The 240-nt window shown below is 62.1% G+C and carries 1 protein-coding gene; it reads right to left on the reverse strand.

Annotated elements, in window-relative coordinates; genetic code table 11:
* On the reverse strand, window positions 1-227 hold a 227-nt coding region (locus SB756_RS34625; RefSeq protein ID WP_410913826.1), incomplete at its 3' end, for a hypothetical protein.
* Window positions 228-240 lie beyond the last annotated feature (13 nt).

Genomic DNA, 240 nt, shown 5'->3' on the forward strand with positions numbered 1-240 from the left:
TTGCCCGCATGCTGCTCGGAGAAGTAGTCGACGGAAATCTGCATCGAGGCCGTCATCTTCTGCCCGGCCGAGGCCCCCGAGACCTTTTCCAGGATAGGCATCATGTGCAAGTAGCGAGTACGCGGCACCGTCGCCACCGACGCCACGCCCCCGTAGGGCCGATAACCGATGGGCAGCAACGAAATGGCCAGGCCCTGGCAGACCCGATCCAGTTCCCGCAGAAACACTTCGAGTTCGATC

It is taken from the genome of Pseudomonas sp. SIMBA_068 (genome assembly GCF_046534705.1).
Taxonomy (GTDB): Bacteria; Pseudomonadota; Gammaproteobacteria; order Pseudomonadales; family Pseudomonadaceae; genus Aquipseudomonas; species Aquipseudomonas putida.